General features: G+C 69.0%; 20 protein-coding genes. 18 read left to right on the plus strand and 2 right to left on the minus strand.

Features of this window, described 5'->3' with window-relative positions; genetic code table 11:
* Nucleotides 1–69 precede the first annotated feature (69 nt).
* Nucleotides 70–321 (minus strand): GlsB/YeaQ/YmgE family stress response membrane protein, encoded by a 252-nt coding sequence (locus tag ABIA71_RS19525; RefSeq protein ID WP_038685456.1) that lies wholly within the window; start codon nucleotides 319–321, stop codon nucleotides 70–72.
* A 90-nt stretch (nucleotides 322–411) separates the two neighbouring features.
* Between ABIA71_RS19525 and ABIA71_RS19530 the strand changes: the two genes are divergently transcribed.
* The 14 genes from ABIA71_RS19530 (at nucleotide 412) to ABIA71_RS19595 (ending at nucleotide 14,902) form a co-directional block, all read left to right on the plus strand.
* Nucleotides 412–1,011 carry a 4'-phosphopantetheinyl transferase family protein gene (locus ABIA71_RS19530; protein WP_354287495.1) on the plus strand — a complete coding sequence of 200 codons (600 nt, stop codon included), beginning with the start codon at nucleotides 412–414 and terminating at the stop codon, nucleotides 1,009–1,011.
* A gap of 119 nt (nucleotides 1,012–1,130) precedes the next feature.
* A complete protein-coding gene (rsmG, locus tag ABIA71_RS19535; protein WP_038685460.1) occupies nucleotides 1,131–1,769 on the plus strand; it encodes a 16S rRNA (guanine(527)-N(7))-methyltransferase RsmG in 639 nt (212 codons plus the stop codon).
* Nucleotides 1,770–1,980: 211 nt separating this feature from the next.
* Nucleotides 1,981–2,778, plus strand: a complete 798-nt coding sequence (locus ABIA71_RS19540) for a ParA family protein (RefSeq protein WP_038685462.1) — start codon at nucleotides 1,981–1,983, stop codon at nucleotides 2,776–2,778.
* Nucleotides 2,778–3,701, plus strand: a complete 924-nt coding sequence (locus ABIA71_RS19545; protein ID WP_038685464.1) for a ParB/RepB/Spo0J family partition protein — start codon at nucleotides 2,778–2,780, stop codon at nucleotides 3,699–3,701. Before ABIA71_RS19540 ends, ABIA71_RS19545 begins: the two co-directional genes overlap by 1 nt.
* Before the next feature lie 35 nt (nucleotides 3,702–3,736).
* The gene (locus ABIA71_RS19550; RefSeq protein ID WP_128095871.1) at nucleotides 3,737–4,045 is read left to right on the plus strand and encodes a helix-hairpin-helix domain-containing protein; all 309 of its coding nucleotides are present in this window, start codon (nucleotides 3,737–3,739) and stop codon (nucleotides 4,043–4,045) included.
* A 41-nt stretch (nucleotides 4,046–4,086) separates the two neighbouring features.
* Entirely contained in the window at nucleotides 4,087–4,812 is a 726-nt protein-coding gene (locus ABIA71_RS19555) for a suppressor of fused domain protein (RefSeq protein ID WP_354287497.1), read from the plus strand.
* A 50-nt stretch (nucleotides 4,813–4,862) separates the two neighbouring features.
* Nucleotides 4,863–5,828 carry an NAD-dependent epimerase/dehydratase family protein gene (locus tag ABIA71_RS19560; protein ID WP_354287499.1) on the plus strand — a complete coding sequence of 322 codons (966 nt, stop codon included), beginning with the start codon at nucleotides 4,863–4,865 and terminating at the stop codon, nucleotides 5,826–5,828.
* An 87-nt stretch (nucleotides 5,829–5,915) separates the two neighbouring features.
* On the plus strand, nucleotides 5,916–6,638 hold the full coding sequence (locus ABIA71_RS19565) for a glycosyltransferase family 2 protein (protein WP_354287501.1): 723 nt from the start codon (nucleotides 5,916–5,918) through the stop codon (nucleotides 6,636–6,638).
* Nucleotides 6,638–6,979 carry a lipid-A-disaccharide synthase N-terminal domain-containing protein gene (locus tag ABIA71_RS19570; protein WP_128095875.1) on the plus strand — a complete coding sequence of 114 codons (342 nt, stop codon included), beginning with the start codon at nucleotides 6,638–6,640 and terminating at the stop codon, nucleotides 6,977–6,979. Before ABIA71_RS19565 ends, ABIA71_RS19570 begins: the two co-directional genes overlap by 1 nt.
* Nucleotides 6,980–7,120: 141 nt before the next feature.
* Nucleotides 7,121–8,905: a DUF885 domain-containing protein gene (locus ABIA71_RS19575; protein WP_354287502.1), complete on the plus strand. Its 1,785-nt coding sequence runs from the start codon at nucleotides 7,121–7,123 to the stop codon at nucleotides 8,903–8,905.
* A gap of 100 nt (nucleotides 8,906–9,005) precedes the next feature.
* Entirely contained in the window at nucleotides 9,006–9,374 is a 369-nt protein-coding gene (locus ABIA71_RS19580; protein ID WP_354287504.1) for a DUF2946 family protein, read from the plus strand.
* Nucleotides 9,375–9,430: 56 nt separating this feature from the next.
* Nucleotides 9,431–10,726: a TolC family protein gene (locus ABIA71_RS19585; RefSeq protein ID WP_354287505.1), complete on the plus strand. Its 1,296-nt coding sequence runs from the start codon at nucleotides 9,431–9,433 to the stop codon at nucleotides 10,724–10,726.
* On the plus strand, nucleotides 10,723–11,700 hold the full coding sequence (locus ABIA71_RS19590) for an efflux RND transporter periplasmic adaptor subunit (RefSeq protein WP_354287506.1): 978 nt from the start codon (nucleotides 10,723–10,725) through the stop codon (nucleotides 11,698–11,700). The genes ABIA71_RS19585 and ABIA71_RS19590 overlap by 4 nt, the downstream gene beginning before the upstream one ends.
* Nucleotides 11,690–14,902: an efflux RND transporter permease subunit gene (locus ABIA71_RS19595; protein ID WP_502961287.1), complete on the plus strand. Its 3,213-nt coding sequence runs from the start codon at nucleotides 11,690–11,692 to the stop codon at nucleotides 14,900–14,902. The genes ABIA71_RS19590 and ABIA71_RS19595 overlap by 11 nt, the downstream gene beginning before the upstream one ends.
* Before the next feature lie 534 nt (nucleotides 14,903–15,436).
* On the opposite strand, the gene ABIA71_RS19600 is transcribed toward ABIA71_RS19595, so the two are convergent.
* Nucleotides 15,437–16,696, minus strand: a complete 1,260-nt coding sequence (locus ABIA71_RS19600; RefSeq protein WP_354287507.1) for a glycosyltransferase — start codon at nucleotides 16,694–16,696, stop codon at nucleotides 15,437–15,439.
* 307 nt (nucleotides 16,697–17,003) lie between these two features.
* On the opposite strand from ABIA71_RS19600, the gene rpmB reads away from it, so the two are divergent.
* The 4 genes from rpmB to ABIA71_RS19620 all read left to right on the plus strand — a co-directional run bounded on the left by rpmB (nucleotide 17,004) and on the right by ABIA71_RS19620 (nucleotide 20,933).
* Nucleotides 17,004–17,240, plus strand: coding sequence for a 50S ribosomal protein L28 (rpmB, locus tag ABIA71_RS19605; protein WP_005411638.1), 237 nt, complete (start codon nucleotides 17,004–17,006; stop codon nucleotides 17,238–17,240).
* A 10-nt stretch (nucleotides 17,241–17,250) separates the two neighbouring features.
* Complete coding sequence (gene rpmG / locus ABIA71_RS19610; protein WP_172407465.1) at nucleotides 17,251–17,418, plus strand: 50S ribosomal protein L33; 168 nt, start codon at nucleotides 17,251–17,253, stop codon at nucleotides 17,416–17,418.
* Between the two features lie 659 nt (nucleotides 17,419–18,077).
* A complete protein-coding gene (cls, locus tag ABIA71_RS19615) occupies nucleotides 18,078–19,496 on the plus strand; it encodes a cardiolipin synthase (protein ID WP_354287509.1) in 1,419 nt (472 codons plus the stop codon).
* Between the two features lie 36 nt (nucleotides 19,497–19,532).
* On the plus strand, nucleotides 19,533–20,933 hold the full coding sequence (locus ABIA71_RS19620) for an FAD/NAD(P)-binding protein (protein WP_354287553.1): 1,401 nt from the start codon (nucleotides 19,533–19,535) through the stop codon (nucleotides 20,931–20,933).
* The last annotated feature ends 44 nt before the right edge of the window (nucleotides 20,934–20,977 follow it).

The raw sequence follows: 20,977 nt of genomic DNA on the forward strand, positions 1-20,977 counted from the left end.
TGGCCGACGCACATACAACAAGGCCCGGCAGTGCCGGGCCTTGTCGATCAAGCGGTGCAGGTACGTGGGTTACCGGACGCTTCGACGCGTAAACAGATTCACGATCGCGAGCAGGATCACCGCGCCGATCAACGAGAACAGGAACGTACGGATCGTGATTGCTTCGTTGATGCCACCGCCGAACAGCCAGCCGGCCAGCAGGGCGCCGATGATGCCGACCACGATGTTGAGGATGATGCCTTGTTGCGCGTCGCGCTTCATGATGATGCTGGCAAGCCAGCCCACGATGCCGCCGACGATCAGCCAGATGATGATGCCCATAGCGTTGACTCCCGGTTTGCGTGAACGACCGGGCCAGTTGACGGCACCCCCCGTGAAATCACCGTGCAGCCGTCCTCACCGGGTGGTGGCATGACCGTGCCGGCCCCTCCCGGCGGTCCGTGGCAGTTCGGCCCGGTCACGGTCTGGTGCCTGCCGCACGTCAACGGCACCCGGGGCGAGCCGCAGGCCCGGGTACTGCTGGCCGACCAGCTGGGTGGCACGCCGGATGCCTTGCCGCTGCAGCGCGACGCCCGCGGCCGCCCGGAACTGCACGGCCCGCTGGCGCATATCGGCACCGGCTGGAGCCACAGCCATGGGTTGCTGCTGGTGGCGATGGCCGAACGGGTCCGGCTGGGCGTGGACCTGGAGCCGCTGCGCCCGCGCCCACGCATGGTGGAAATCATCGAGCGCTTCTTCCACCCGGCCGAGGTTGCCTGGCTGCTGGGGCTGGACGAGGCGGCCCGCACGCCGTGGTTCTTCCGGGTCTGGTGCGCCAAGGAAGCCATCCTCAAGGCGCAGGGCCAGGGCATTTCCTTCGGTCTGCACCGTCTTCAGCTGGCCCCGGACGCTGCGGGCCGCCTGCACCTGGCCTGGTGCGACCCGGAACTGGGCGACGCGGCGCGCTGGCACCTGCACGAATGGCAGGCGGCGGTGGATTTCCGCGCGGCGCTGGCCTGGCATGTGATGTGAGCGGGGTGGGCCAGGCCAACGGGTGGGGTGACGGGCAGCGCCCGCCGACCAACGGTCGGCTCTACCAGGGATGCGTAGCCGGCCAACGGTCGGCTCTACCGGGGTGCGATAATGGCGCCATGAAAGAACACACCCTCCCTGCCGGCGTCGCCGACGCGCTTGAGCGCGGCCTGGCCGCCATGCAGCTGGACGCCGCGCTGGCGCCGCCGCTGCTGACCTACCTGACCCTGCTCGACCGCTGGAACCGCACCTACAACCTCACCGCCATCCGCGACCCGCTGGAGATGGTCACCCGCCATCTGCTCGACTCGCTGGCCATGCAGCCCTACCTGGAGGCCGGCACCCTGGCCGACCTGGGCACCGGCCCCGGCCTGCCCGGCATCCCGCTGGCCATCGCCCGCCCGCAGCTGCAGGTGACCCTGGTGGAAAGCAACGGCAAGAAGGCGCGCTTCATGCGCGAGGCTGTGCGCCAGCTCGGCCTGACCAACGCCCGCGTGGCCGAGTCGCGGGCCGAAGCGTTGGCCGAACCCGGCGCCTACGACCACCTGACCGCCCGCGCCATGGACACCCTGGCCGGCATCATCGCCGTTGGCGGCCATCTGCTGCGCCCGGGTGGCCGCCTGCTGGCCATGAAAGGCGTGCACCCGCACGACGAAATTGCCCAGCTGCCGGCCGGCTGGACCGTTGAGCAGGTGCTGCCGCTGCACGTGCCCGGCCTGACCGGCGAGCGCCATCTGGTGGTGGTGGCCGGTCCCTGACCGGTTCCGGGCGCGCGCCGGCCTGCCGCTGCGCGCGCGCCCCGATATCGGCGGCAACGCCCGCCACAGCTGCCGCTGCGGTGTCCACCGGGCGCATGCGAGGCGCCCCATCGAGGTCGCGGGCGCCCGCCGGCGCGCATCTCACAGTGCATGACACGCCCCATATACGCATAATGACCAGTCCCACTCCCTGCCGATGAGGCTCACACGCATGGCCCGCATCATCGCCATCGCCAACCAGAAAGGTGGCGTCGGCAAGACCACGACCGCCGTCAATCTGGCCGCCTCCCTGGCTGCTGCACCCAAGCGCGTGCTCCTGGTCGACCTGGATTCCCAAGGCAATGCGACCATGGGCAGCGGCGTGGACAAGCGTGAAGTCGCCGCGTCCACCTGCGACCTGCTGCTGGGCGAAGCCACCGCCGCCGAAGTGCGGGTCACCACCCCGGAAGGCTTCGACCTGCTGCCGGGCAACATCGACCTGACCGCCGCCGAGATCCAGCTGATGGACCAGGGCGAGCGCGAGCAGCGCCTCAAGCGCGCCCTGGCCCCGGTCCGCGACGAGTACGACTTCATCCTGATCGACTGCCCGCCGGCGCTGTCGCTGCTGACCCTGAACGCCCTGGCCGCCGCCGATTCGGTGATCGTGCCGATGCAGTGCGAGTACTACGCGCTGGAAGGCCTGAGCGCGCTGGTGGAAACCATCGAAGCGCTGCGCGCCAACCTCAATCCCAGCCTGGAGATCGAGGGCGTGCTGCGCACCATGTTCGACGTGCGCAACAACCTGGCCAACGCGGTGTCGGCCGAGCTCACCGAACACTTCGGTGACCGCGTGTTCCGCACCATCGTGCCGCGCAACGTGCGCCTGGCCGAAGCACCCAGCCACGGGCAGAGCATCGTCGGTTACGACCGCGCCTCGCGCGGCGGCGTTGCCTACCTCGGCCTGGCCGGCGAGATCATCCGCCGCCACCAACAACGCAACACGGCCGATAAAGCCCTGGAGACCGCCTGATGAGCACCAAGCCCGCCCTCGGCAAGAAACGCGGCCTCGGCCGCGGCCTCGATGCGCTGCTGGGGCCCAAGGGTGCGGTGACCCAGGTACAGGCTGCCGCGGTGATCGAGCCCATGCCGGGTGAAGTGCTGCGCAAGCTGCCGGTGGGCCAGCTGCAGCCGGGCAAGTACCAGCCGCGCCGCGACATGGACGAAACCAAGCTCGCCGAGCTGGCCGAATCCATCAAGGCGCAGGGCGTGATCCAGCCGATCCTGGTCCGCCAGCTCGGCCCGGACAGTTTCGAGATCGTCGCCGGCGAACGTCGCTGGCGCGCCTCGCAGCTGGCTGGCCTGGACGAAGTGCCGGTGGTGGTGCGCGAGCTGGAAGACCGCACCGTCATCGCGATGGCGCTGATCGAGAACATCCAGCGCGAAGACCTCAACCCGCTTGAAGAAGCCGAAGCGCTGCAGCGCCTGATCAGCGAGTTCGCGCTCACCCACGCCGAGGCCGCCCAGGCCGTCGGCCGCTCGCGCGCGGCGGTGTCCAACCTGCTGCGCCTGCTCGAGCTGCCGATCGCGATCCGCCTGCTGCTGGAAACCCGCCGGCTGGAGATGGGCCACGCGCGTGCGCTGCTGACCCTGGCCCCGGAACTGGCCAGCAAGCTGGCCCAGGAAGCGGCCGACCAGGGCTGGTCGGTGCGCGAAGTGGAACACCGTGCGCAGCAGTTCGCGGCCGGCAAGGTGCCCGGTTCGCTGCGCAAGAAGCCGGCGGCCAGCGCGCCGCAGGCCGACATCGCCTCGCTGGAAACCGAGCTGTCCGAATCGCTGGGCGCCCGCGTGGCGATCAACCACGGCCGCGGCGGCAAGGGCAAGCTGATCATCCATTACACCGACCTGGACACGCTGGACGGCGTGCTCGAACGACTTCGCGCACAGAAGGGCTGAGTCCCCCACCGGCGCACGAGGATCCTCCCCCCGCAATGAACCCTGCCAAGGTCGACCGCAACCATCTGTTGCGTCTGACCGACCTGCCGAATGTCGGGCCGGCCTGTGAGAAAGATCTGCGTCTGATCGGCATCCGTGTGCCTGCGCACCTGCGCGGCCGCGATGCCTACGACATGTACGCGCAGCTATGCCTGCGCACCGGCGTGATGCATGACCCGTGCGTGATCGACGTGTTCCTGTCGGTCGTGCGCTTCATGCAGGGCGAAGCACCGCGCCCGTGGTGGAATTTCAGCAAGGAACGCAAGGCCACGCTGGCCAAGGAAGCGCCGCTCACGTTGTGGTGACGGCGTCCCGGCAGCCGGTCGCGACCCACAAGGAGTGACGGATGAGCGATACCTATGACGATGTCAGCCCGGGCGGCAGTCCGATGTTGACCCACACCCGGCCACGCGACTTCGCGCCGGCGGTCGGTGAGGTGTGCATCGAACAGATCAGCGCGCATATCGAGCGGCATCTTGGCCCGGTCTCGAGCGTGTTCCATGAAATCGTGTCCGACGCCGTGCACATCGACGTGCACGTGGTGCCGGCCACCGAGGAGTTCCCGCATTTGCGGCTGGTCACATCGGGCATGAGTGACCTGCCGATGACCCTGTCCGACGACGTCGATGCGCCGCGCTACATGGAGCTGATGGTGACCCTGCCGGCCGACTGGCCGCTGCAGCAGGCCGACCTCGAGGACGAGCGCCACTACTGGCCGATCCGCCTGCTCAAGATGATGGCGCGGCTGCCGCACAAGTTCGACACCTGGCTGGGGTTCGGCCACACCATTCCCAATTTCGATCCTCCCGTGCCCTACGCGCCGGGCGTCGGCTTCGACGGCGTGATCGTGCTGCCGCCGGTGAACGCCCCGGAAGACTTTGGCCACCTCGTCATCGACGCTGAAAAGACCATCGTGTTCATGTCGCTGGTGCCGCTCTACCCGGAAGAAATGGCGCTGAAGCTGAAGAAGGGCAGCGACGCCCTGCTGGATCGCTTCGATGCCAAGGGCGTCAGCGACATCATCGAACCGGGCCGGGTCAACGTCGCCAGGAAGCGCTTCGGCCTGTTCTGAGTGACATACCGCACGGCTATGCTGTTCCCCGTATTTCCAGGATTACTGCGATGACCATCCTCGTCACCGGCGCTGCCGGCTTCATTGGGGCCAACACGGTCCGCGCGCTGCTTGATGCCGGTGAAACGGTGGTCGGGCTGGACAACTACAACGACTACTACGACCCGCAGATCAAGCGCGACCGCGTGGCCGCGCTGTGCCCGGACGCCGACATCCGCGTGCTCGACCTGACCGACCGCGAGGGCCTGGCCGCGCTGTTCGAAGAAGTCGCGCCGCGCCGGGTGATCCACCTGGCCGCGCAGGCCGGCGTGCGGTATTCGATCGAGAACCCGCACGCGTACGTCGACAGCAACCTGGTCGGCTTCGTCAACATGCTCGAGCTGTGCCGCCACCGCGGCGTGGCGCACCTGGTGTATGCCTCCAGCAGTTCGGTGTACGGCGATTCGGCCACCCCGCCGTTCTCCGAAGACCAGCGCATCGACAAGCCGCGCTCGCTGTATGCCGCCACCAAGGCCGCCAACGAGCTGATGGCCTACACCTACGCGCAGCTGTACGGCCTGCATGCCACCGGCCTGCGCTTCTTCACCGTGTACGGCCCCTGGGGTCGCCCGGACATGGCACCGCTGCTGTTCTCGCGCGCGGTGCTGGCCGGGCGCCCGATCGACGTGTTCAACGACGGAAAAATGCAGCGCGATTTCACACATGTTTCCGACATCGTGGCCGGTATCCTCGGCGCGCTGGCGCATCCGTCCAGCGAGGATGTCCCGCACCGTGTCTTCAACCTGGGCAACCACACGCCGATCGAGCTCGAGCATTTCATCGGGGTCATCGAAGCGGCGGCCGGGCGCCCGGCGCACAAGGTATACAAGCCGATGCAGCCCGGCGACATGGTCCGCACCATGGCCGACACCACGCGTGCCCGTGACGTTTTCGGCTACGAGCCGGCCACCCCGATCGAGCAGGGCCTGCCGCCGGTGGTGGCCTGGTGCCGCGATTATTTCGGTACTCACGCCTGACACACATCTGCGGATTCATCTTTGGATAACCTTGGGTGCGGAAAATGCGCGCTCGTTTTCGATCCTGGCCCTCCGCAGAGCCCGACCATGAGCCAACCCCAGCTGTCGGTCGTTGTTCCCGTTTTCAATGAACGCGACAACGTGTCCCCCCTGATCGAAGAGATCACCGCCGCGCTGCGCGGGCAGGTGGTGTTCGAGATCGTCTACGTAGACGACCATTCGCGCGATGACACCCTGGCGGTGCTGCAGGGGCTCAAGGCCGTCCACCCCGAGCTGCGGGTGCTGCACCATGTCAGCCAGAGCGGGCAGAGCACGGCGGTACGCACCGGCGTCAAGCAGGCGCGCGCGCCCTGGATCGCCACGCTGGACGGCGACGGCCAGAACGACCCGGCCGATATTCCCAAGCTGCTGGCCGCGCGCGCCGCGGCTGTGCCGCAGGTGAAGCTGTTCGCCGGCTGGCGGGTGCACCGCCAGGACTCGGGCAGCAAGCGCTGGGCCAGCAAGTGGGCCAATGCCATCCGCGCGCGCATGCTGCGCGACGACACCCCCGACACCGGCTGCGGCATCAAGCTGTTCGAGCGCGAGGCGTTCCTGGACCTGCCGTACTTCGACCACATGCACCGCTACCTGCCGGCGCTGATGCAGCGTGCCGGCTGGCAGACCATCAGCGTGCCGGTCAACCACCGGCACCGCACGGCGGGGGTGTCCAAATACACCAACCTGGGCCGCGCGCTGGTCGGCATCCGCGACCTGCGTGGGGTGGCGTGGCTGATCACGCGCAGCAAGCGCACCGCCGTGGAAGAACGCTGATGGAGCTGCACTGGCTCGACCAACCGTTGACCTGGCTGTACTGGACCGGCCTGCACGTGACCGGCTGGAAGCTGATCGGCTACACCGGCGCGCTGATGTTCGGCGGCCGCTGGCTGGTCCAGTTCGTGGCCTCGCGGCGCGCCGGCAAGCCGGTGATCCCGCGGCTGTTCTGGTACATGAGCGTGGTTGGCAGCCTGATGACGCTGAGTTACTTCCTGTTTTCGGCCAAGCAGGACTCGGTGGGCGTGCTGCAGAACCTGTTCCCCGCGTTCACCGCCCTGTACAGCCTGAAGCTGGATATCGACCACCGGGGGTGGAAGCGGGACAAGGCGCCGCATTGAGGCCGCGCCCACCGACCAGCGGTCGGTGGCTACCGCGCGCCTTCGGCGCTGCCCGCGTCGCGTGCAGGACCTTTGATCCATGCGCGGGGGCTTCGGCGGGTGCCATGATCGGGGTTTGCCGTCCACCGGGAACCGCTGATCGTGAAATCGCCCCTCGTCACCGCGCTGCTGCTCGCCCTGGCCCTTCCTGCCGGCGCCGTCCTGGCCGCGCCGCCCGCTGCACCGGCGGCCGCACCGGCCAGCCTGGCCTCGGAAAGCCCCTCCGATGCGCAGTTCCGCAGCATCTACGAAACCGAATGGAAGTGGCGCCAGGATGGCGGTGGTGAAGCCAGCGAAGACGGCGACGGCCCGGCCAACGCCACCCGCATGCCCGACGTGGGCGCGGCGGCCCAGCAGGCCCGGCTGAAGGTCTGGGACGAGGTACTGGCCAAGCTCGGCAAGATCGACCCGAAGACGCTCTCGGCCGACAACCAGATCAACTACGCCATCTACCGCGACCAGGTCTTCAACCTGGCCGCCGAGGTGCGCCTGCGCGGCTATGAAATGCCGTTCAACGCCGACTCCTCGTTCTGGTCCAACCTGTCCTTCATGGCGCGCCGCGAGATGAAGACCGCCAAGGACTACCGCAACTACATCGCCCGCCTCAACGACGTGCCGCGCTACTTCGACCAGCAGACCGAGAACATGCGGGCCGGCCTCAAGCGCGGCTTCAGCGTGCCGCGCGCGGTGCTGGACGGGCGTGAGGTGTCCATCGCCACCGTGTCCGAACTGAAGGACCCGACCGCCTCGCCGCTGTACGCGCCCTTCAAGAAGCTGCCCGCCAGCATCCCCGCGGCCGAGCAGGCGCAGTTGCAGGAGCAGGCGCGGCAGGCCATCGGGGGCAGCGTAGTGCCGGCGTTCGCCAAGCTGCGCACCTTCTTCGTCAGCGAGTACGTGCCGCAGGCGCGCACCACCCTGGCCGCCGAAGCCATGCCCGACGGCAAGGCGTACTACAAGCAGCAGATCCACGAATACACCACGCTGGACCTCACCCCGCAGCAGATCCACGAGATCGGCCTGAAGGAAGTGGCGCGCATCCAGACGGAAATGAACGGCATCATCAAGCAGGTGGAATTCAAGGGCAGCTTCGCGCAGTTCCTGACCTTCCTGCGTACCGATCCGCAGTTCTACGCCAAGACCCCCGACGAACTGCTGCACCGCGCCGCATGGATCTCCAAGCGCGTGGACGGGGTGATCGGCAAGTACATGACCCTGCCGCGCGCACGCTTCACCATCGTGCCGGTACCGCCGGACATCGCCCCGTTCTGGACCGCCGGTCGCGGTGGCATGGGCACCTACTGGCTCAACACCTACAACCTGCCGGCCCGTCCGCTGTACAACCTGCCGGCCCTGACCCTGCACGAATCCGACCCCGGCCACGCGCTGCAGGGCGCACTGGCGGCCGAACAGGGCGAACAGCCCGAGTTCCGCCGCAACGCCTACATCTCCGCCTATGGCGAAGGCTGGGGCCTGTACTGCGAAAAGCTCGGCGTGGAGATGGGCATCTACGAAACTCCCTACGAGGACTTCGGCCGCCTGACCTACGAAATGTGGCGTGCCGCGCGCCTGGTGATCGACACCGGCGTGCACCACAAGGGCTGGACCCGCGCGCAGGCCATTGCCTACCTGCGCGACCACACCGCGCTGAGCGAGCATGAAGTGACCACCGAAGTGGACCGCTACATCTCCTGGCCGGGCCAGGCGCTGAGCTACAAGCTGGGCGAGATCGCCATCGTGCGCCTGCGCGCGCAGGCCGAGCAGGAACTGGGCGACCGGTTCGACGTGAAGTCCTTCCACGATGCCGTGCTCAAGCAGGGCTCGGTACCGCTGCCGGTGCTGGAGCAGCAGATCCAGGCCTATATTGCCCAGCGCAAGGCTGCCAGCTGACCGCAACGGGATCGGCCGCGACCCGGCCGATCCCGTCAACGTGAACCATCGCGCCGCGCTGCGATTGTGTAACGGGCAAGCCGCCCGCTACCCTGCCGGCATGTTCCGCCACGCCCGCCCCCGTCCGTCCCTGCTGCTGCGCCTGCTGATGCTGGTGGCGGTAGGCCTGGGCGTGTTCGGCACGGCCACGGCCTCGGCACTGGCCGACATCCATATCAGCCTGCACAGCGACGCGGCCCCGGCCGACACCGCGCTGCCCGGCGATACCGAACCCGATCCGGCCGACGGCGACCTGCTGCATGCACTGGTGCATTGCGGCCACTGCCACGGGCACGGTGGCGTGCTGCCGATGGCGTCACTGCCGTGGGTCCTGCCCGCTGCGCCGGCGCACAGCGTGCCGGTCGGGCTGGTCGCGCAGTTGCGTACCCAACCGCCGGAGAGCCTGCTGCGCCCCCCGATAGCGTCCTGATGCCACGCGGCTGCGTGCCGCCGTTGTCCATCTGAACCGTTATCTGGAGATTCCCCATGTGGATGCGCCTGGCAGCCTTGGCTGTCCTCGCGTTCGTGCCGTGCGTGTATGCGCAGGGCACGAAAACGCCTGACCCGTTGACCCTCGACGACGCCATCGCGCGCGTCGCCCAGTACCACCCCGACCTCCGCCTGGCCGAGGCGCAGCGCCCGATCTGGGAAGCACGCCGTGACGCGGCCGGGCTGCGCCCGCCGCTGAGCGTGGGCGTGGACCTTGAGAACGTGCTGGGCAGCGGCGATGCCAGCGGCCTGCGCAGCGCCGAGCTGACCGTCACCCTGGCCGGCATGCTCGAGCGCGGCGGCAAGCTGGATGCCCGCCGCGCCGTGGCCCAGGCCAACCTGGACAGCCTGGCCCCGCAGCGCGAAACCGCCCGGCTCGACCTGATGGCTGAGGTGGCGCGCCGCTATCTGGCGGTCATCGACGCCCGCCAGCAGTTGGCCATCGCCCGGACCGACATCGAGCAGCGCACGCGCGCGGTGGCGGCTGCGCGCCTGCGCCTGCAGGCCGGCGCCTCGCCCGAATCGGTGCTGCTGACCGCCCAGGCGATGCTGGCCCAGGCCGAGCTGGACCGCGACCGCGCCGCCCAGGCCGACCAGTCCGCGCGGGCCGCGTTGTCGGCGTTGTGGCGGCAGCGCGAGCCGGGCTTCGACGTCGTCACCGGCGACCCGCTGCAGCTGCCGGCGCTGCAGGACTTCGCGGTGCTGGCCGATCACCTGCAGCGCACCCCCGAGCTGGCGGTGCTGGCCGGCGAGCGCCGCATCCGCGAGGCCCAGGTGCAACTGGCCCGTACCGCGGCGCGGCCGGATATCAGCTGGCAGGTCGGTGTACGCAACAACCGCGAGAACCGTGACAGCGCCTTCGTGGCCGGCTTCAGCGTGCCGCTGGGCAGCGTGGCCCGCGCCGCGCCCGAGATCCGCGCGGCCGAAGCCGAACTGGCGCTCAACGCGGTCGAACGCGATGCGCGCGCGCTGCAGCTTTACGCCACCCTGGCCGAAGCCCATGGCCGCTACCTGACCTCGCGGCTGGAAGTCACGCGCATGGCGCGCGACGTGCTGCCACAGCTCACGCGTGCCGAAAATGCCGCCGAGAAGGCATGGCGCGCCGGTGCCATCAGCTACATGGAATGGGCGCAGCTGCAGGCCATGCGCATCGAGGCCCGCCAGCGCCAGCTGGAAGCGGCCATCGCCGCGCAGACCGCACTGATCGAAATCCAGCGTCTCACCGGGCAGAGCATGCTCGCCACCGGCGACACCCCCGCCACTGCCGCCGTGTCCACGGAGGACCGCCGATGACTACCTTCTCCCCCCGCACCGCACTCACCGCCGCCCTGCTGCTCGTCCTGCTGGCCCTTGCCGGCTGCGCAAAGGAAGCCGGCACCCCGGCCGCTGCCGACCCGGGCCACGGCGAGGCCGGTCATAGCGACGAGGACGCGCACGACGAGGACGCGCCGGAAACCACCACGATCACCGCCGCGATGGCCGAACAGGCCGGCATCCGCGTCGCCGCGGTCGCGGCCGGCACCATCGCCGACGAGCACGACGTGCAGGGCCTGCTGACCCCCGTTGATGGCCGCGTGGCGCAGGTGATGGCGCGCTTCCCCGGGCCGATCCGCTCGCTGCGCGCCAACGTCGGCGACCGCGTCGCGGCCGGGCAGGTGCTGGCCAGCATTGAAAGCAACCTCAGCCTGACCACCTACACCGTCAACGCGCCGATCAGCGGCGTGGTCCTGGCGCGCCAGGCCCAGGTGGGCGGCGTGGCGGGCGAGGGCACGCCGTTGTTCGAGATCGGCGACCTGTCCACGTTGTGGGTGGACCTGCATATCTTCGGCAACGACACCCAGCACATCACCGCCGGCGTGCCGGTCACGGTGGCGCGCATGACCGATGGGGTCAGCCAGACCACCACGCTCGAACGCGTGCTGCCCGGTACCGCCACCGCCAGCCAGAGCACCGTGGCCCGCGCCACGTTGCGTAATGACGATGGCCTGTGGCGGCCCGGTGCGGCGGTGAAGGCCCGCATCGTGGTCGCCACCCAAGCGGCCGCGCAGGTCGTGCCCCTGAGCGCGCTGCAGACCATGGACGGCAAGGACGTGGTGTTCGTGCGCAGCGGCGACACCTACACCGCGCGCCCGGTCCGCCTGGGCGCGCGCGATGCGGGCAAGGTCGAAGTGCTTGAGGGGCTGACCCCCGGCGAGCAGGTCGTGGTCGAGCAGAGCTACGTCGTGAAGGCCGACATCGGCAAGGCGGGGGCGTCGCATGAGCATTGAACGCGCCGGCGTGCTGGACCGCATCATCGGTGCGTCCATCGCCCACCGCTGGCTGATGATGAGCCTGACCCTGGTGCTGGTGGCGGTGGGCATCTGGAGCTTCACCAAGCTGCCCATCGACGCCACCCCGGACATCACCAACGTCCAGGTGCAGATCAACACCGCGGCCCCCGGCTACTCGCCGCTGGAGACCGAACAACGCATCACCTACCCGGTGGAAACGGTGATGGCTGGCCTGCCGCGCATGGAACAGGCACGCTCGCTGTCGCGCTACGGGTTGTCGCAGGTCACCGTGGTGTTCGAGGACGGCACCGACATCTACTTCGCCCGCCAGCAGGTGGCCGAACGCCTGCAGCAGGTGAAATCGCAGATTCCTGACGGCCTGGACCCGCAGCTGGGTCCGATCTCCACCGGCCTCGGTGAGATCTTCATGTACACCATCGACGCCGATCCGAAGGCGCGCAAACCCGATGGCACTGCCTACACCGCCACCGACCTGCGCACCCTGCAGGACTGGGTGATCCGCCCGCAGCTGCGCAACGTGCCGGGGGTGACCGAGGTCAATACGATCGGCGGCTTCCAGCGCCAGGTGCACATCACCCCGGACCCGGCTCGGCTGCGCGCGCTGGGCTTCACCCTGGAAGACGTGGCGCAGGCGGTGGAAGCCAACAACCAGAACGTGGGCGCCGGTTACATCGAACGCAACGGCCAGCAGTTCCTGGTGCGCATTCCCGGCCAGGTGGCCAACCTGGAGGAGATCGGCAACATCGTGCTGGCCCGGCGCGAAGGCGTGCCGATCCACGTGCACGACGTGGCGCAGGTGCAGGACGGCCCGGAGCTGCGCAGTGGCGCGGCCACCCAGAACGGCCACGAAGTGGTGATGGGCACGGTGGTGATGTTGATCGGCGCCAACAGCCGCGACGTGGCCCAGGCCGCGGCCGCACGGCTGCAGCTGGCACAGGCCAGCCTGCCCGAGGGCGTCACCGTGACCGCCAGCTACGACCGCACCGCGCTGGTGGACCGCACCATCGACACCGTGGCCAAGAACCTCATCGAAGGGGCGTTGCTGGTGATCGTGGTGCTGTTCGCGCTGCTCGGCAATTTCCGCGCGGCGTTGATCACCGCCGCGGTGATTCCACTGGCGATGCTGTTCACCCTCACCGGCATGGCACGCGGTGGCGTGTCGGCCAACCTGATGAGCCTGGGCGCGCTGGACTTCGGCCTCATCGTGGACGGCGCGGTGATCATCATCGAGAACTGCCTGCGCCGCTTCGGCGAACGCCAGCACGCGCTGGGCCGCGACATGACCGCCGCCGAGCGCTTCGCCGAAACCGCCAGCGCCACCGCCGAGGTGATCCGCCCGAGCCTGTTCGGGCTGGGCATCATCACCGCGGTGTACCTGCCGATCTTCGCGCTGTCCGGGGTGGAAGGAAAAATGTTCCACCCGATGGCGATCACCGTGGTGCTCGCGCTGACCGGTGCGATGCTGCTGGCGCTCACCTTTGTGCCGGCGGCGATTGCGCTGTTCCTCGGCGGCCGCGTGCAGGAAAAGGAAAACCGGCTGATGGCGTGGGTGCGCCGGCGCTATGCGCCGCTGCTGGCCTTCTCGCTGCGGCGCGGGCGCTGGATGGTGGCCGGGGCGCTGGTGCTGGTGGTGGGCTGCGGCCTGCTGGCGACGCGCCTGGGCAGTGAATTCGTGCCCAACCTGGACGAGGGCGACGTGGCCATGCATGCCATGCGCATCCCCGGCACCAGCCTGACCCAGTCGATCCAGATGCAGCTGCAGATCGAAAAACGGCTGGTGCAGTTCGCCGAGGTCGACAAGGTGTTCTCCAAGATCGGCACGCCGGAAGTGGCGTCCGACCCGATGCCGCCGTCGGTGGCCGACACCTTCATCATGATGAAACCGCGCAAGGCGTGGCCGGACCCGCGCAAGTCGCGGGCGGCACTGCTGGGTGAACTGGAAGCGGCGGTGGAGCAGTTGCCGGGCAACAACTACGAGTTCACCCAGCCGATCCAGATGCGCACCAACGAGCTGATCTCCGGCGTGCGGGCAGACGTGGCGGTGATGCTGTTCGGCGACGACCTGGACACGCTGCTGAGCGTGGGCAAGCGCATCGCCAGCGTGGCCGGCACGGTGCCGGGCGCGGCCGATGTGCGCGTGGAGGAAACCAGCGGGCTGCCGCTGCTGACCATTACCCCCAACCGCACCGCGCTGGCCGGCTACGGGCTCAATCCCGGCCAGGTGCAGTCCACCGTGGCCACCGCGGTGGGCGGGCAGGTGGCCGGGCAGCTGTTCGAAGGCGACCGCCGCTTCGACATCGTGGTGCGCCTGCCCGAAGCGCTGCGCCAGGACCCGGCTGCACTGGCCGACCTGCCGGTGTCGCTGGCCCCGGCGCTGGCCGGCGATGACGCCGACGAGTCCAGCCGCGCCGGCAGTTGGACCAGCGGCAGCGCCCGCACCGTGCCGCTGCGTGAGCTGGCCACGCTGGGCAACAGCGAGGGGCCGAACCAGATCAACCGCGAAAACGGCAAGCGCCGCATCGTGGTCACCGCCAACGTGCGTGACCGCGACCTCGGCAGTTTCGTGGCCGACCTGCAGCAGGCCATCGGGCGCGACGTGCAGGTGCCCAACGGCTACTGGATCGAGTACGGCGGCAGCTTCGAACAGCTGATCTCGGCCAGCCAGCGCCTGTCGATCGTGGTGCCGGTGACGCTGGCGATCATCTTCGCGCTGCTGTTCTGGGCGTTCGGCTCGGTCAAGGACGCGGCGATCGTGTTCAGCGGCGTGCCGCTGGCGCTCACCGGCGGCGTGCTGGCGCTGGCCGCGCGTGGCATTCCGTTGTCGATCTCGGCCGGTGTCGGCTTCATCGCGTTGTCTGGCGTGGCCGTGCTCAACGGGCTGGTGATGATCAGCTTCGTGCGCAGCCTGCGCGAGGGCGGCCTGCCGCTGGCCGATGCCGTGCGCGACGGGGCACTGGGCCGGTTGCGTCCGGTGCTGATGACCGCACTGGTGGCCTCGCTGGGCTTCGTGCCGATGGCCTTCAACGTGGGTGCCGGTTCGGAAGTGCAGCGCCCGCTGGCCACGGTGGTGATCGGCGGCATCGTGTCGTCCACGCTGCTGACGTTGCTGGTGCTGCCGGTGCTGTACCGGTGGTTGCACCGCAAAGACGATGCTACACCGGTCTCCGGTAGCACCTGACCGTTGGTCGGGTGATGCACGCTGCGGCAGGCATGCAACGTCATGCCTGCCGCGCAGCGGTGAACGTGCGCGTGTCCAACAGGATGCGCCACGATGCGACGTCGAGCGCAGTTGCCTGCTGAGTACTTCTGCACCGATATGGGCCACGGCGACATCATCTGGACACGTATCACGCGGCGGGCAGAACCCAATCGTGCCCACATCTGGGTTGCCAGTGCCTACAACCGCAATTGGCACGGCCAGGTCCTGCCGCATGGACATGGCGTGTTTCGCGTCACCAAAGTGCTCGCTACCAAGCTTGGAATCTCCAGGCCCTGAACGAAAAAAGCGCCCCATCTCTGGGGCGCTTTCAGATTTCGTTCTCGGTGCTTGTGAATCGCGTCGGCTTGCGCCTATCCCGCCAAAGGCTGAGGAAAGTCCGGGCCATGCCGGTCTTCGCAGCACTACTTTCCTGTTTCCAGGTCCCGATCAGCAGCACTTGAAGGGAATCATGCCATGTGGCCGATGGCGTGTAAAACCACCCGAGCGTCTTGGTTAATGTTCCCAGGGCAGGGTTTTGTGATCACTGCCAGCCTTGTGCTGGCGCGGGATCAGCCAGTGTTCGAGCCGCGTGATGGCCTCATCTACGCCGCATTCCTCGGCCATCGCCTGGCCTAGTGTGACCGCCCTGGTCCGGGTGCCTGGAGCCTCAGCGAACGCCAGTGCCTTGGCCAGCGTTTCTGCTCCCAACCGCTTCGGCGACAACGCCGCCGGCGCCACGCCCAACGCCTGCAGCCGCGCCGCCCAGAAGAACTGGTCGGCTGCGAACGGCATCACCAGCGATGGCACCCCGGCCCGGCAGGCCGAATGCGTGGTGCCGCTGCCGCCGTGGTGGATCACCAGCGCGCAGCGCGGGAACAGCGCCTCGTGCGGGGTGGGGCCCACCACGAACACGCCGGCGGGCAGGGGCGTGCTGGGCAGCCCCGCCCAGCCGGGGAACAGCAGCACCCGGCGCGGTGCCAATGCATCCAACAGTGCCGGCAGCACGCGGTCGCGATCGAAGCCGGTCATGCTGCCAAAGCCCAGGTACACCGGGGCCGGGCCGGCATCGAGGAAGGCCTGCAGGTCCGGTGGCGGTTGCCACGGGCTGTCCGGCAGGCGCCACTGGCCGCAGATGCGGTGGTTGGCCGGCCAGTCGGCCGGGGGCGGCAGCAGGCTGGGCGAGATGCCGTAGAGCATCGGGAGGTCGCGCCAGAGGCCGCGGCGCGGCGGCATGCCCAGCGCGTGCCGGGCCTGATTGATCGGCTGCCGGAAGGTGCGCCAGACCGCCTGGTTCACCAGCCCGTAGCTGAGCCGGTTCAGCGTACCGGGCAGGCGCAGTCGGGGCAGGAACGGGGAGGGGAAGTCGGCGGTGGGCGTCAGCGGAATCATGCCCAGCCCGATCGCGGGCAGGCCATGCCGCTCGGCCACGGTCATGCCGACGAAGGCGGCCAGGCCGCCGGTCAGCACCGCATCGCACCCGGCGGCGGCCGCATCGGCTTGCCGCGTCCACGCCGGCACGTGCCGCCGCGCCATCCGGGCCAGCCCGCGCGAGGCGGCCAGCGTGTTGTTGCCGCGCGACACCAGCGCCACCACCTCATCGTGGATGTCGCCTTCCAGCGCGGCGTGCGGCACGCCCAGGGCGCGCGCGCTGCCGAGGGTGCCGCCTTCGGCCAGCAGCATCACCTCGTGTCCGGCGGCCATCAGGCCGTGGCAGAGCATGACCAGCGGGCGGGTGTCGCCTTCGGTGCCGTAGGTGATCGCCAGCAGCCGCATCGTGGGGGTCCAGGGTGAACAGGGCGGCCAGTATCGCCGCCGCCCGCGGGTGGCCATGCGAACACCTGTCGCCCGCCCGGCCCTGGCCGGCGGCCATGGCCCTGTGGACAACTTGCGCCGGCCCACGGCCTGCGGCATAATGCGCGGCTCGCTGTGTCCGGAAATCTCTGGATCGGCGGCCGGGAACACGTCATCCGGCCCGCCCTCGACAGCGTAACCCTTTGATTCTCATGACGTGTGGCGGGAAACCGTCGAGGCCGCCGTCGCCCGGGCTATGGGCTGACAATTACTTTCATCGAGGTGCGCAATGTCCCGCGTATGCCAAGTTTCCGGCAAGCGAGTGCAGACGGGTAACAACGTCTCGCACGCCAACAACAAGACCCGCCGTCGTTTCCTGCCCAACCTGCACGAGCGCCGCTTCTGGGTTGCCAGCGAGAACCGCTGGGTCAAGCTTCGTGTTTCCGCGCATGCCCTGCGCACCATCGACAAGAACGGTATCGATTCCGTTCTGGCTGAGCTGCGTGCGCGCGGCGAAAAGGTCTGAGGAGTAAACGATCATGGCAGGCAAGCGCGATAAGATCCGTCTGATTTCGACGGCCAACACTGGCCACTTCTACACGACGGACAAGAACAAGAAGAACACCCCCGGGAAGATGGAATTCCTGAAGTACGATCCGGTCGTGCGCAAGCACGTCCTGTACAAGGAAGGCAAGATCAAGTAATCCGCAAGGGTACTTGAGCTTCCCCAGAAAAAAACCCGCCCGTGTGGCGGGTTTTTTTTTGGTTCTTCCTTCATCCGCGTGGCGAGCATGGGGCGCGCTGCGAAGCTTTTCAGACGCCGTCGTCGGTGGGTCGGCGGGTCGGGCGCTGGGCCCCCATCCCCTTTCCGGCGAATGTCCCCCGGCGTCGGCCTGCGGCCGCCCCCTCCTCCTTTACTTCGCCTCCAAGGGGATGGGGGCCCAGCGCCCGACCCACCGACAACGGCAGAAAAGCCTGGCTTCCCCTGCTCACCGCACGCCGAGCCCCGTAGCGGCCGGTAGGCCCCTGGGCAAAGTAAAGGAGGAGGCCGCCACGCGGCCGGGGGACATTTGCGCCAGGGGCCTATCGGCCGTTACGGGGCCCCCACGCGCGCGACAGACCTGACCGGAGACGCCACCCGATCCAAACGGCACCTGCACACCCGTGCACGCGCGCAGCGCCCTACGCAATCTGCTACGTCCCCTCGAAAAAAGGGTGTCCCTCCATTGGCAGTTGAATAGCTTCGATGGCAGAGCTCGATGGCTCTCCTGACGAATCGAAGAAGAGCCGGCCAGCGGCCGGCACTACCGGGCGCATGCACCGGGCATGTCAGAATGCCGGCCTACCTCCAACGGGCGACGCGATGCTGTTCGAGTGGCTGCTGGGTTCCTGGTTGTTGATGCTGGACTGGCTGATCCGGCTGGCCGCGCTGTTCTGGATTCCCACCCGCACCACGCCCGGTGCCGCGCGCAGCTGGTTGCTGCTGGTCGGCTTCGTGCCCCTGCTGGGCCTGCCGCTGTACCTGCTGTTCGGCCACCCGTGGCTATCGCGCCAGCGCGTGCAGCGCCAGGCCGAGGCCTCCCAGGTGATCCGCGAGGAACAGGCATTGCAGCCGCCGCTGCGCTGGACCCCGGTGCCCGACACCGCCACGGCCGAGATCGTGCCGCTGATCGAGCGGCAGGGCGACTTCATGCCCATCCACGGCAACGCGGTGGAACTGCTGGTGGACTACGACGCCTCGCTGCAGGCGCTGATCGCCGACATCGACCAGGCCCGCGAACGCGTGCACCTGCTGTACTACCTCATGTTCGACGACGCCGTGGGCGAGTCCATCGTGCAGGCGCTGCAGCGCGCTGCTGCCCGCGGCGTGCACTGCCGCCTGCTGCTGGACGCGGTGGGCGCCAAGCGCGGGCTGCGCCATTACCGGCACCGCCTGCAGGCGCTGGGCGTGGACGTGCGCGCAATGTTGCCCGGCGGCCTGCGCTGGCGCCGCAGCGGGCGCATGGACCTGCGCAACCACCGCAAGATCGCGGTGATCGACAACCGGGTCGGCTACATCGGTTCGCAGAACCTGGCCCAGCCGGAGTTCGTGCCCGGCTTTCCCAACAAGGAACTGGTGGCGCGCGTGCGCGGCCCGGGCGTGGCGCATTTGGAAGCGGTGTTCGCCAGCGACTGGTACATGGAAACCGGCCAGCGCCTGGACGTGATGACCGCCGTGCCGGTGTGCTCGGCCGACGTGGCCACCCAGCTCCTGCCCAGCGGCCCGGCGTATCCCTTCAGCAACGCGCGCGACGCGGTCAACGCGCTGATCCACCTGGCACGCCGCCGCATCGTGCTGGTCACCCCGTACTTCGTGCCCGACGAGGCCACCCTCAGCGCGCTGCGCATCGCTGCGCTGTCGGGCGTGCAGGTGCAGCTGATCCTGTCGGCCAGCAGCAACCAGCGGCTCACCGCGTGGGCGCAGGAGGCCTACTACGACGAACTGCTGCGCAGTGGCGTGCGCATCGCGCTGTACGAACCCTGCTTCCTGCACGCCAAGCACCTCAGCGTGGACGAGGACATCGCGCTGGTCGGGTCGATCAACCTGGACATCCGCTCGTTCGCGCTCAACGCGGAAATCGGCATGCTCTGCTATGACCGCGGCATCGTCGCCCAGCTGCTGCAGATCGAGAACGACTACCTGCTGCAGTCGCGCCAGCTGGACCTGAAAAGCTGGCGCAAGCGCCCAACCTGGCGACGCAGCCGCGAAGGCATCGCGCGGTTGGCCGATGCGCTGATGTAGCGCTGCGGTAACGGCCGACACGGAGCCATCGCGGGCATCGCCTACAATCGGGGCATGACGGCAACCCAATCCCCTCGCCAGTGTGACCTGGCCATCGTCGGCGGCGGTGCGGCGGGCGTGCTGGTGGCGCTGCATGCGCTGCGCACGGCAGCCCCTGCGCTCCATGTCGCCTTGTTCGAGCCGGCCTCGGCGCTGGCCCAGGGCATCGCCTACGCCACGCCGTGGCCTGAGCACCTGCTCAACGTGCCGGCCGGCAGGATGAGCGCGCTACCCGATGCGCCCGATGATTTCCTGGATTACCTGCTGCAGGTGGACGCGTTTCCCGGCATGCCGCGCGACGCAGTCGCCGCCGAATACGCGCCGCGCCGCTGCTACGCCGCCTACCTGCAGGCCCGCCTGGAACAGGCCCAGGCCAGCAGCCCCGCGCAGCTCAGCGTGGTGCATGAGGCAGTCACCGCGTTGCAGCCTGGCATCGCCACGCAGCGGCTGGTGCTCGCCGATGGCGAGGCCTGGCAGGCACGCCAGGTGGTGCTGGCCTGCGGCAACAGCATGCGCCCGTTGCCGGTTACCGGCGCCGACGCGCTGCCCCCGGGCAAAGTGGTCGACGCCTGGGATTACGACGGCGTGCGGCTGCTGGCTGGCGACGGCGACGTGGCCATCATCGGCTCGGGGCTGAGCATGGCCGACAGCGTGGTGGCGCTGGCCAATGCAGGGCACCGCGGCCGCATCCACGTGCTGTCCCGGCATGCACTGCTGCCGCTGCCACACGCGCATGGCGGCACGGCCAGCTTCGATCCGGGCCCGCTGCCGGGCCTGCCGTTGCGGCAGGCCGTGCGCACGCTGCGTGGGCATGCCCGTGACGCCCTTGCGCAGGGCCTGCCCTGGCAGAGCGTGATGGATCGCATCCGTCCGCTGGGCCAGGCACTGTGGCGTGGTCTGGAGGCCGCCGACCAGCGCCGCTTCCTGCGCCACGTGGTGCGGTACTGGGACGTGCACCGCCACCGCATCGCCGAAAGCGTCGAGGCGCAGCTGGCCGCGCTGGAGCAGTCGGGCCAGCTGCAGCGCCATCGCGCCCGGCTCGACACCGTGCTGGTGCTCGACGGCACCCTGCAGGTGCATGCGCACGGCGCCGCCGGTGGCCTGCCGCCGTTGCGCGTGGGCGCGCTGATCAATGCCACCGGCGTGGAGACCCGCGCCACCGCAATGCGCAATCCGCTGGTGCAGCAGTTGCTGGCCGACGGCTACGCCCGACCAGGGCCGCACGGCCTGGGGTTGGATACCTCGGTGGCACATGCCGAGCTGCTCGCCGCCAACGGCCAGCCGCACCCGGGTGTACAGGTGGTGGGCAGCCTGCGCATCGGCACGCTGTGGGAAAGCCTGGCCATTCCCGAGCTGCGGGTGCAGGCGCAGCAGGCCGCGGCGCGCGCGCTGGGCTGACGCCCTGCGTGGGTGGGCCAGCTGCGACACCACGCGGCAACGGC

Source organism: Stenotrophomonas sp. 2619 (assembly GCF_040548725.1).
GTDB classification, from domain to species: domain Bacteria; phylum Pseudomonadota; class Gammaproteobacteria; order Xanthomonadales; family Xanthomonadaceae; genus Stenotrophomonas; species Stenotrophomonas maltophilia_AP.

What these genes read in the sequence shown, in the direction of transcription:
- ABIA71_RS19545 (WP_038685464.1), top strand. Translation starts at nt 2,778, where the DNA reads ATGAGCACCAAGCCCGCCCTCGGCAAGAAACGCGGCCTCGGCCGCGGC.
- ABIA71_RS19540 (WP_038685462.1), top strand. Translation starts at nt 1,981, where the DNA reads ATGGCCCGCATCATCGCCATCGCCAACCAGAAAGGTGGCGTCGGCAAG.
- rsmG (WP_038685460.1), top strand. Translation starts at nt 1,131, where the DNA reads ATGAAAGAACACACCCTCCCTGCCGGCGTCGCCGACGCGCTTGAGCGC.
- cls (WP_354287509.1), top strand. Translation starts at nt 18,078, where the DNA reads ATGCTGTTCGAGTGGCTGCTGGGTTCCTGGTTGTTGATGCTGGACTGG.
- ABIA71_RS19565 (WP_354287501.1), top strand. Translation starts at nt 5,916, where the DNA reads ATGAGCCAACCCCAGCTGTCGGTCGTTGTTCCCGTTTTCAATGAACGC.
- ABIA71_RS19525 (WP_038685456.1), bottom strand. Translation starts at nt 321, where the DNA reads ATGGGCATCATCATCTGGCTGATCGTCGGCGGCATCGTGGGCTGGCTT.
- ABIA71_RS19580 (WP_354287504.1), top strand. Translation starts at nt 9,006, where the DNA reads ATGTTCCGCCACGCCCGCCCCCGTCCGTCCCTGCTGCTGCGCCTGCTG.
- ABIA71_RS19600 (WP_354287507.1), bottom strand. Translation starts at nt 16,696, where the DNA reads ATGCGGCTGCTGGCGATCACCTACGGCACCGAAGGCGACACCCGCCCG.
- ABIA71_RS19590 (WP_354287506.1), top strand. Translation starts at nt 10,723, where the DNA reads ATGACTACCTTCTCCCCCCGCACCGCACTCACCGCCGCCCTGCTGCTC.
- ABIA71_RS19585 (WP_354287505.1), top strand. Translation starts at nt 9,431, where the DNA reads ATGTGGATGCGCCTGGCAGCCTTGGCTGTCCTCGCGTTCGTGCCGTGC.
- ABIA71_RS19595 (WP_502961287.1), top strand. Translation starts at nt 11,690, where the DNA reads ATGAGCATTGAACGCGCCGGCGTGCTGGACCGCATCATCGGTGCGTCC.
- ABIA71_RS19560 (WP_354287499.1), top strand. Translation starts at nt 4,863, where the DNA reads ATGACCATCCTCGTCACCGGCGCTGCCGGCTTCATTGGGGCCAACACG.
- ABIA71_RS19570 (WP_128095875.1), top strand. Translation starts at nt 6,638, where the DNA reads ATGGAGCTGCACTGGCTCGACCAACCGTTGACCTGGCTGTACTGGACC.
- rpmB (WP_005411638.1), top strand. Translation starts at nt 17,004, where the DNA reads ATGTCCCGCGTATGCCAAGTTTCCGGCAAGCGAGTGCAGACGGGTAAC.
- ABIA71_RS19555 (WP_354287497.1), top strand. Translation starts at nt 4,087, where the DNA reads ATGAGCGATACCTATGACGATGTCAGCCCGGGCGGCAGTCCGATGTTG.
- ABIA71_RS19530 (WP_354287495.1), top strand. Translation starts at nt 412, where the DNA reads ATGACCGTGCCGGCCCCTCCCGGCGGTCCGTGGCAGTTCGGCCCGGTC.
- ABIA71_RS19550 (WP_128095871.1), top strand. Translation starts at nt 3,737, where the DNA reads ATGAACCCTGCCAAGGTCGACCGCAACCATCTGTTGCGTCTGACCGAC.